Below are 9,900 nucleotides of genomic sequence, written 5' to 3' on the forward strand. Positions count from 1 at the left end.
AGGCAGAAATAGCCAAATGCGATAGCCCGCAGGCCGGGCGCGCGGGTGGCCAGATCGCGCCTTCGAAAGGTCGCGAGGTTGCGCGCTAGACGGCGGGGACCACGAAGTCCCGGTTCAGCTCGTCCAGCGCGGCAATCCCCAGCATGGCCATGGCCACGTCGATCTCATTGGCGAGCAGGGACAGTGCATGGGCGGCACCCCGCTCGCCCGCCGCGGCGCAGCCATAGAGCGTCGCACGGCCGACCATCACGGCATCGGCGCCCAGGGCCAAAGCCTTGATGACGTCTGCGCCCCGCCGCACGCCGCTGTCGAACAGGACCGTCGCCCGGCCGGCAACGGCATCGACCACCGCGGGAAGGGCCGCGATCGCGGGCGGCGAGGAATCGAAGTTGCGACCGCCGTGGTTGGAGACTGCGATGCCGTCCACCCCGTGCTCGACCGCAAGCCGGGCATCCTCGGGATGGAGCAGGCCTTTCACCACCAGCTTGCCGGGCCAGCGCCGCCGCAGCGCCTCCACGTCCTTCCAGTCCACCGAGGCCGAATTGGTCACCCTGGCGACTTTGCCCGTGACCCGGCCGCCCACTTCCGCCGGGTAGTTGGCGAACTGGGGCAGGCCGCCTTCGAGCATGTAGCGGCCGATCACCGAGGCCAGCCAGCCGGGGCGGCGCAGGAAATCTCCGACAAGCCGGGCATTGGGGCGCACCGGGTTGGACATGCCGGCGCGGCGGTTGAATTCGCGCAGCGGCCAGAGCGGGGTGTCGACCGTGAGCACCAGGACGTCCGCCCCATGATCGCGCGCGGCGTCGACGACCTGCCAGGAGAGGTCTCGCCGTTCCCAGAGGTACATCTGCATCCAATGCCCGGCCGAGGCGACTTTGGCGATCTCGGCAAAGGCGGTGGTGGAGCTGGTCGTCTGGGTGAAGGGGATGCCGGCGGCCGCCGCCGCGCGCGCGATCGCGCGCTCTCCGCGGTGCCACATGAGATCGGCCACGCCGGTGGGGGCAATGACGAGCGGCAGCGGCTGGCTGCATCCGAACAGCGTCGTGCGGGCCGAGCGGCTGGACACGTCCCGCAAGGTCCGCGGCAGAAGGTTCAGGGCCTGCAGCGCCGAAACGTTGCGGCCGATCAGCAGGTCGTCTTCCGTGCCGCGTTCCACGAATTCCCAGATGGCACGGGGCAGCCGGCGCCGGGCGAGGGCGCGCAACTGGGCGATGTTATGCGCGCGTTCGGCAATATCCGGCATCCGGCGCAAGCTCCCTCCTGGCTGTCGATTTCCCGGCTCCAAGCTTTCAATGTGTCGCATTTTCCGAGCCATCAGGTGTTTCCACCTGACGGGACAATGCTCTAGCCGTCCCCGGAGCGGGCAGGCAACGCGGCGGCGAAGAGATCGGGCCGGCGTTATGCCGGGGTCATTCGGGCGGCACAGCGCGCGCCTCGGGTGCCGCGCTCAGGAGGTGGGCATAGCGCTGCAGGCCCAGCGAAGTGCGCCGGATATGCATCGACAGCACCGATTGCGCCGTCTCGATCTCGCCGCGGCAGATCGCATCGTAGAGCAGCCGGTGCTCCACGTCGTGGGTGCGGTTTCCCTGGCCGAGCGAGAGCTTCATATAGGCGCGGCGGTAGCTTTGCGTCGTATCCCACACACGCTCGACGATCTGCGCCAGCAAGGGCGTGTCGTGGCGGCGATAGGTGATCCAGTGGAATTCCCGGCCCAGCGCGATGGTCTCGTCGAGATCGGTCGCCCGTTCGATCCGGGCCATCGTCGCAGAAAGGTCGGCAATGTCGCCCTCGGTCAGGCCGGGCACGCTTTCGGCCAGCAGCAGAGGTTCCACGCGCGCGCGGATCTCGAAGGAGACTTCCAGGTCGCGCGTGGTCAGGGCGGTGACTCGCGCCCCGGCATTGGGCCGCATGACCACGAGCCCGCGTGCTTCGAGCATCCGCAGTGCATCGCGCACGGGAATGCGGCTGATGTCGAGTTCCTCCGCCAGTTCGTCCTGCTTGATCCGGGCACCGGGGGCGAGGTCGCCCGCGAGAATGCGCTCGGCCAGGATATCGGCGATGCGCTGGCTGGCCACGGAAGACGGATTGGCGGTCATGCAGGTGCCCTGTTGCTGTAGCTGCGTCGATGAAGCTGCATCCCCTCTACGACCGAACGCGCGGATTATCGACAGGCGCGGCGATCTGATTGCCCGGGCGAATTCGGCTCTTCGCCATCCCGTGCAGCGGCACGAAGAACGGGGAACGCCCTTGCGCATCATGCGGAGATTGCCCAAGACTTCCGCGCATGATCACGCTGCCCACTCTCGGCGAGGCCTACTACATCGTCGAGTGGGGCATTCGGCTGACGATGCTGGCAGTCGTGCCGCTGCGGCGCTCGCCTGCGGCGGCGGCGAGCTGGCTGCTGCTGATCTTCTTCCTGCCGGTGCCCGGACTGCTGCTTTTCACCGCGATCGGCAGTCCGCGTTTCCCCGCCTGGCGGGTCGAGCGCTTCGAGAGCCTGCGCGGCTTCTTCCGCGATGCCGCCGGGCGCATGGCGCGCGATGCGCCGGGTGCCGCGCTTGTCCCGGCCGAAGTGGTCGAACTGGCGGGCCGGCTGGGCCACTTGCCCGCCGTGGGCGGCAATGCGGTGCAGCTTCTGGACGACTATGACGCGGTGATCGCGCGGCTGGTTGCCGATATCGACGCGGCGAACGAGCATGTGCGGCTGCTTTCCTACATCTTTGCCGATGACGCCACGGCCGGCCGGGTGATCGCTGCACTGGGCCGGGCGGTCGATCGCGGCGTGCCCTGCCATGTCCTGGTCGATCCGGTCGGCTCCTATCGCTGGCTCAAGGGCACTTTGCTGGCGCTGCGCGGACAGGGCGTCCGCGTGCGCCGGATGCTGCCGTTCCGCCTGATCCGGGGGCGCACCCGGCGCGACATGCGCAACCACCGCAAGCTGTTCCTGATCGACGGAAAGATCGGCTACGCCGGTTCGCTCAACATCGTCGCCAAGGATTTCCGCCCGGGCGTGACCAACCGCGAACTCGTGGCGCGCGTCACCGGTCCGGCCGTCGCGGCGATGTCGGCGATCTTCGTGTCGGACTGGTTTATGGAGACCGAGGAAATGCTGGAACCGGCACTCGCCTTGCCGGCTCCCGCGGGCGATTCCATCCTTCAGGTCCTGCCGAGCGGCGCGAACTATCCGCTGGAGGGGTTCCTGACCCTGCTGACCTGGCAGGTGGCCCGGGCAGAGCGCGAGATCGTGCTGGTCACGCCTTACTTCATCCCGGACGAGGGGCTGCTGGGCGCGCTGATCACGGCCGTCCTGCGCGGGGTGGAAGTGCATATCGTCGTGTCCGAGGTGGTGGACCAGCTGTTGGTGAACCTCGCCCAGTCGTCCTACTACGACGAACTGCTGTCGCACGGAGTGCGCATCCACCGCTATCGCGGCTTCCTGCTGCATGCCAAGGCGGTGCGGATAGACGAGAGCCTGGGCATCGTCGGCTCCAGCAATGTCGATGTGCGCTCTTTCCAGCTCAACGAGGAAGTCAGCCTGCTCCTTCTCGACCGGCCGGGGATCGAGGATCTGGCGCGGATCCAGAAGAACTACATCGCCGGCAGTGACGAACTGACCCTGGCGGAATGGCGCGCGCGGTCGCGGATGCGGCGTTTCGTGGAAAACGGCGCGCGTCTGGTCAGTCCGCTGCTCTAGGTCGCGGCCTGATTCACGCCGCGATTTCACACCATGATTCTGGGCCGGAAACAGGGGTGTTACAGGCACGCCGGCACGCCTTGTCCAAAAAGCCCTAAGTCCTTGGTAGCCTGTAAGCGGCGCGTTGGAGGTAGTGGCCTGCCCCATTTGGATTCGACGGCCGTGGCATCGGGATAGGTGTCACCATCAGGTCCAGATTGCCGCTTTCTGGCCCCTGCGACTCATGTAACTTCGGAAGACTTGGCGAGGAGTCGAATACATGAAGCTTGCGGAGGAAAAACTGGCCGAACTCGGCCAAAACGACCGGCGGTCCTTTCTTGCCGCCTGTGGGAAGTATTCGCTTCTCGTACCCCCGGCGATGACGATGCTCCTGTCGACGTCCCTGACCTCGACGGCGATTGCGAAGTCGGGCGGTGGCGGCGGCAGCGGCGGTGGCAGCGGCGGGTCTTCGAGCGGCGGCGGTTCCGGCAGCACGCCGGGCGGCGGCTCGGGTAGCGGCGGTTCCACCGGAGATGGCGGCAGCGTCAAGGACGGCGGCGGTTCGGGCTCGGGTCCGAAGGACACCGGCGTTCCCGGCACGGGGGATACCCATGCCGGATCGGTGAGTGCCGAAGCCAGCCTGCCCAAGTCCGAGGGCGTTACGCCCAAGGGCAAGGACGGTGCCGGCAAGGGTACGGGCCACTGATCGTCTTCGGCCTCGAGAACCTGCGCGCCTGACGGGTTCGCGGGGATCGAGGCCGAAACCAACCGGGGGAGGGCGCCGCGATGCACGGGGGCATGGCGTCTGGAACGCAGACGGCCGGGGATGTCGTGCCGGATGAGGTCGTGCCAGATGGGAAGGAGCAGGCCGGGGGTCCGCTCCTGCGCCTAGCGGACGGGGTGGTTCCGCTTGTCATCGCCGATCGCCCGGTCCTTTTCATAGAGGCGACCCAGCGCCTGAACGCGCTCAACGGTTCGGCCGGAATGCTTGTGGCGCTCCTGGCGGACGGTATCGGCCTTGCCGATCTGCGCCATGAACTGCACGAGACCATGGGCATGTCCGCTGGCGAGGTCGACGCCCTCGTGGTTGCCTGGAGCGCCCAGCGGGTCATGGCCGCCGACTTCGGACCGTCCGACGCGCAGGGCCATCTGGTGCAGCTGCGCGCTGGCGGACGGGACATCTTGGTACACTTTCCCGAGGGGGCATGGGGCCGCGAACTCGCTGCCGCCTATGGGCATTTACCGGCTCTGGATGCAGCAGAGACCGGCGCCGCGGAGATCGATTCCGCCGCCCGCGTCACCGTGGAAGCCATGGGGCAGGGCCCGGACGAACTTGCCGGCATTTTCGACGAACAGGCCGGGACGCTTGCCGCCCGCGATGCCGCGGCGCCGGTGCTGCGCGGCGCCATCGTCGATCTCGTGCTGGAGCAGCCGGGATATGTGGCCCTGCATGCCGCCTGCCTCGTTTCGCCGCACGGCCCCGACAGCGGCGCTGTGCTGCTGATCGGCGCGCCGGGCGCTGGAAAGTCGACTTTGGCGACCATGGCCGCCGTCTCGGCCGGTCCGATCGGGCTGGCGGGAGACGATATCGTCCTGTTCGATCCGCGCAGCGGGCTGGTGATGGGCGTGCCTCTGCCGCTGACGGTCAAGAGCGGTAGCTGGGATCGCCTCGCCGCCGTTTTGCCCGGCCTTGCCGCATTGCCGCCTGTGCTTCGTGCCGACGGGCAATGGCTGCGTTATGCGCCGCTGCCGTCGCCTGTCGCTCCGGCATGGCAGCGCGTTGCCGCTATCGTCGATCTGCGCCGGGAGGACGGCCGTGCCGCTGGGCTCGTTCCCCAATCCCCGATCGACTGCCTTGGCCGGCTGCTGGAGGAAGGCTTCGTGCGCGAGGGGCGCTGCACGGCCGCGCAGATGCGCGGTCTTGCCCGGATGGTCGACAATGCCGATACCTGCACGCTCCATTATGCCGAGGCCGAAGCGGCACTGCCCCTGATCGAGGCGTTGCTTGCCTAGGCGGTACCATCGTTCCGCCCAGAGGAGGCTGCGAAGCGCGCCATTCCGCGCCGCGACGTTCGCGAACGATCCCGTTCGCGGCGCGCCGATGCCGGGACGTCGCGCTTTCCGGCCCTGCCGGAACTGAATGGCGAACCGCTCCCGCGACCATGCGGCCTTCCTGGATCTGTGCGCATGCCTGAAGGGCCGCATCCCGCCTTCGACCGATTGGGAAGGGGTGCTGGGCCTTGCCAATCGTACGCTCGTCACGCCCGCCCTGGCCGGGGCGCTGCGGGGGCAGGACGCCCGCGTTCCGCCCGAGGCCGCCGGGATGCTCCACGTCATTGCCGAGCGAACCGCTGCGCGCAACCGCATGATGCATGGGCAACTGACCGAGGCGGTGGCGGCGCTGGCCGCAGAGGGCATCGTCCCGGTACTGCTCAAGGGCGCCGCCTTGCTCGCGCGCCGCGGACCGGAATGTGACGACCGCCTGCTGACCGACCTGGACCTCATGGTTCGCGAAGACGAGGGCCCGCGCGCCTTCGTCGCACTGGAGGCCATCGGCTACCGCCGGCTCGACGGTCCCACGGAAACGAGCCCGGGCCAGGGCGCCAACCTGGGCCGAGAGCGTGACGTCGGCGGGCTGGACTTGCACTACCGCCTCAAGCGCATCGGCAGGGGACGGAATTTGCAGTGGCTTGTCGATGCCTGCAGCCCCTTTGCCATCGGCACGGGTACCGTCGCGATGCCGTCCCCCGCGGCGCTCACGGCGCTTTTCGTCCTCCACGACCAATTGCAGGAAGCCGACTATTGGCGCGGCCGGATCGACTTGCGCCATCTTGTGGACATGGCCCGGCTTGCGGAGGAAGAGGGCGGGCTGGACGGCGGCAAACTTGCGGCCCTGTTCCCGCCCGGACGCGCCCGGCGTGCTCTAGCGGTGCAGCTGGACACGCTGGCGGCGTGGCTGGGCGTGCGCGTGACCATCGGCGAACGCGGCTGGCGCGTGGCGTTCCAGCGCTGGCGGCGGGATCTGCAATTGCGCCGGCCGGGCTTGGAGACCGCGCTGACCCTGGCTTCGTGCCTGGCCGATCCGCCGCTGGGGCTCTTCGAGCACCGCGGATTTTCCGCCCGTAGCCGGGAGATTCGCCGTATTCTGCTGGAGCAGAAAGCCACGAAAGTCTGACCGGCGTTCCTCGGCTTCAACGCAGCCCTTCGAGCCACTCCGCGATCATCGCCTGTCCGGCCGCAACCGCGGCAGGGCCAAGACTGTCATGCGCGGCGCGCAGCGAGGCTTCGTCTCCGCCGGCCTCGATCACCGATTCCGGCCACTGTTCGATCCAGGCATCGAAGCGCGGGTCCAGCCCCATCTCGGCATGGAACTGGAGCGCCAGGATATTGCTGCCGCGCCGGAACGCCTGGTGGGCATAGAGATGGCTGGATGCGAGCAGCTCGACATCGGCGGGCAGGGTAAAAGTGTCGCCGTGCCAATGGAGCACCGGCACACCGGCAATATGCCGCAAGGGGCCGTCGATGGCGTTGTCATGCACCGAGATGCTGTGAAAGCCCACTTCCTTGTGCGGCCCGGCAAAGACCTCTGCCCCCATCGCCGCGGCTATCATCTGGGCGCCGAAGCAGACGCCCAGCGTCGGCCGCGCGGCATCGAGCCTGAGTGCAAGGCGGCGCATCTGGCAGGCAATCCAGGGGTGCCGGTCCTGCTCGTAGATGCCCATGGGGCCGCCCATCATGATGAGCAGGTCCGGTTCGCGCAGATCCAGCGCGGCAAATGCCGGGTCGGTCACGTCGATGCGGTCGACGTCATATCCGGCCGCCTCGATGGGCATGCGATAGCCCGCGACGCCTTCGTAAGGGACGTGCCGGATGATCAGGGCGGTCTTCGTCACTGCTCGCTTTCGTTTCGAGGGGCCGCGGCCGAACGGCCGGCGGGGACACCGAAATGTCATCTTTCCAGCCTCAAGGTGCGTGCGCAAGACCCGTCGATGCCATGCCGACGCATCCGATTCTGTTTCAAACGGTTTCCCTGGGCGAATTCACGGCGAAAATGACGGATGCAGGATTTGCAATCCTTTGCCCGGGCCCCCATGGTCCCTTGCGAGAAAACATGGCGTGTGAAGACATGGAAGGAGCCAAGGTTTGGAATCAGTTTCGGTCGTACTTTTCCTTTTGCTAGCGGTAGTGGTGAGCGGCGCGATATCGCGCATGCTGCCCTGGTCGGTCCCTACGCCTCTCGTGCAGATCCTGCTCGGCTGCGTGATCGGTCTCTCGACCTCTTATAGCGTGTCCCTCGATCCCGAACTGTTCCTGCTGCTGTTCCTGCCGCCCCTGCTGTTCCTGGACGGCTGGCGCATTCCCAAGGACGAATTGTTCAAGGACGTTTCCACCGTGGTGGAACTGGCACTGGGCCTCGTCCTGACGACAGTCGTCGGCATGGGTCTCTTCATCAACTGGATGATCCCGGCCATGCCGCTGGCCGTGGCTTTCGCGCTTGCCGCCGTCGTCTCGCCCACCGACCCGATCGCCGTCTCGGCCATTGCCGCGCGCGTGCCGATCCCCAAGCGCATGATGCACATTCTCGAAGGGGAATCGCTGCTCAACGACGCCTCCGGCCTCGTCTGCCTGCGTTTCGCCGTAGCAGCCGCGCTGACGGGCACGTTCTCCGCCGGCGGCGCCGCGCTCAACTTCCTCTGGGTTGCCGGTGCAGGCCTGGTGATCGGCGTCGCCGTCACTCTGGTCGTTTCGCGCGCCAAGGCGTGGGTCACGCGCCGCTGGGGAGAGGATACCGGCTCGCAGATCCTCGTCAGCCTGCTGATACCTTTCGGTTCCTATATGCTGGCCGAGCATTTCCACGCCTCGGGCATCCTTGCCGCCGTCAGTGCCGGCGTGACCATGACCTTTGCCGAGATTTCGCGCGAAGCCATGGCCGTCACGCGCATGCGCCGAAATTCTGTATGGGATACCATCCAGTTCACGCTGAACGGCATCATCTTCGTGCTGCTGGGGGAGCAGCTTCCCGGCATTCTCGCCGAAGCCAAGCTGACCGTGGCGGTCACCGGCCATACCGAGCCGGGCTGGCTCGCGCTCTATGTCGTCGCGATCGTGCTGGGCCTTGCGGCGCTGCGTTTCGCCTGGGTGTGGCTCTCGTTCAAGTTCACGATCCTGCGCAAGCGTCATGCCGAAGGGAATGGCGGAAACGTGTCAGCGACCGTGCGCAGTCCCAACTGGCGGCTGGTCGCGGCTATGTCCTTCGCCGGTGTGCGCGGCGCGATCACGCTGGCAGGCGTACTCACGCTGCCGCTGGCCTTGAACGACGGAACGCCGTTCCCGGCGCGTGATCTGGCGATCTTCCTGGCGGCCGGCGTGATCATCGTATCTCTGGTCGTCGCCAGCATAGCCTTGCCGGTCCTGCTCAAGGGGCTGACCATGCCGGGCGAGCCGTCCAAGCAGGCCGAGGAGGATGCCGCCCGTGTCAGGACCGCGGAGGCCGCGATCAAGGCGATCGAGCGCCATCAGCACCGGCTTGCCGAAAGCCACGGCGATGCAGATCGCTATTCGGCGGCAGGCGGCCGCGTCATGGACCTCTACCGCGAGCGGATCGAGGGTCTCGGCGAGGAGGAGAAGATCGCGACGCGCGAGCAGGAGCGCCTTTTCCGCGATTTCCGCATGGTCGGTGTGAAGGCGGAGCGTGCCGCATTGGCGGAACTGATCCGCGCACGCGAGGTCGGCAGCGAGACGATGCGCAAGCTGACCCGCGAGTTGGACCTCTCGGAAGCCCGCCTGCGCGGATAGGGGGATCAAGGCCCGGCGGCTGTCCAGACACCGCCGGGCTAATCGTTGCACGAGGGGAGTGGGAAGGCGGCGGCCGTTGCAAAGCGGCGGCGGGCGGTGGTTTTTGGCGAGTATGTCGTTTTTTTGAAATTAGTGTTTGACCGAATCACGGGTGGCACTTAGAGGGCCTCTCACCGCAGCGGACCACACGGTCTTGCAGCGGTCGCCAAGACATTACGGGCAACATGCTCTCCGAGGTTAAAACCGGGGATGGCTGGTTGTCCGGGTTTTTTGTCTGGTGGTTCTTTGACATTGTAGGTTTTAGATGAAGGGACATGTGGGCGACGGCGCCTGCTTCCGGGGCTTCAGGGCTCGGGGTGGCAGTAGATAGTCGTTACCTTTACATGTCCTTACGTAACCATACGTTTAGATATGTGCAGGGTGATGATCCC

General features: G+C 66.9%; 8 protein-coding genes. 5 read left to right on the top strand and 3 right to left on the bottom strand.

Annotated features, from left to right (window positions below; all coding sequences use genetic code 11):
• Window positions 1-85 precede the first annotated feature (85 nt).
• Both EDF57_RS23780 and EDF57_RS23785 read right to left on the bottom strand, forming a co-directional pair.
• On the bottom strand, window positions 86-1,243 hold the full coding sequence (locus EDF57_RS23780) for an alpha-hydroxy acid oxidase (protein WP_134096152.1): 1,158 nt from the start codon (window positions 1,241-1,243) through the stop codon (window positions 86-88).
• Between the two features lie 166 nt (window positions 1,244-1,409).
• Complete coding sequence (locus EDF57_RS23785; RefSeq protein ID WP_132269380.1) at window positions 1,410-2,096, bottom strand: GntR family transcriptional regulator; 687 nt, start codon at window positions 2,094-2,096, stop codon at window positions 1,410-1,412.
• 188 nt (window positions 2,097-2,284) lie between these two features.
• Between EDF57_RS23785 and cls the strand changes: the two genes are divergently transcribed.
• The 4 genes from cls to EDF57_RS23805 all read left to right on the top strand — a co-directional run bounded on the left by cls (window position 2,285) and on the right by EDF57_RS23805 (window position 6,848).
• The gene (gene cls, locus EDF57_RS23790; protein WP_132269382.1) at window positions 2,285-3,694 is read left to right on the top strand and encodes a cardiolipin synthase; all 1,410 of its coding nucleotides are present in this window, start codon (window positions 2,285-2,287) and stop codon (window positions 3,692-3,694) included.
• Window positions 3,695-3,953: 259 nt separating this feature from the next.
• Window positions 3,954-4,379, top strand: coding sequence for a hypothetical protein (locus EDF57_RS23795; protein WP_134096153.1), 426 nt, complete (start codon window positions 3,954-3,956; stop codon window positions 4,377-4,379).
• A gap of 92 nt (window positions 4,380-4,471) precedes the next feature.
• On the top strand, window positions 4,472-5,686 hold the full coding sequence (locus EDF57_RS23800; RefSeq protein WP_166675377.1) for a hypothetical protein: 1,215 nt from the start codon (window positions 4,472-4,474) through the stop codon (window positions 5,684-5,686).
• A gap of 127 nt (window positions 5,687-5,813) precedes the next feature.
• On the top strand, window positions 5,814-6,848 hold the full coding sequence (locus EDF57_RS23805; RefSeq protein ID WP_134096155.1) for a nucleotidyltransferase family protein: 1,035 nt from the start codon (window positions 5,814-5,816) through the stop codon (window positions 6,846-6,848).
• A gap of 16 nt (window positions 6,849-6,864) precedes the next feature.
• Here the strand turns inward: EDF57_RS23805 and EDF57_RS23810 are convergent, their stop codons facing one another.
• Entirely contained in the window at window positions 6,865-7,566 is a 702-nt protein-coding gene (locus EDF57_RS23810; protein WP_279587456.1) for a glutamine amidotransferase, read from the bottom strand.
• 250 nt (window positions 7,567-7,816) lie between these two features.
• Here EDF57_RS23810 and EDF57_RS23815 point away from each other — a divergent pair, with 250 nt between their 5' ends.
• Window positions 7,817-9,469: a Na+/H+ antiporter gene (locus EDF57_RS23815; protein WP_134096157.1), complete on the top strand. Its 1,653-nt coding sequence runs from the start codon at window positions 7,817-7,819 to the stop codon at window positions 9,467-9,469.
• Window positions 9,470-9,900: the final 431 nt, after the last annotated feature.

Source organism: Novosphingobium sp. PhB55, from assembly GCF_004368805.1.
GTDB lineage: Bacteria > Pseudomonadota > Alphaproteobacteria > Sphingomonadales > Sphingomonadaceae > Novosphingobium.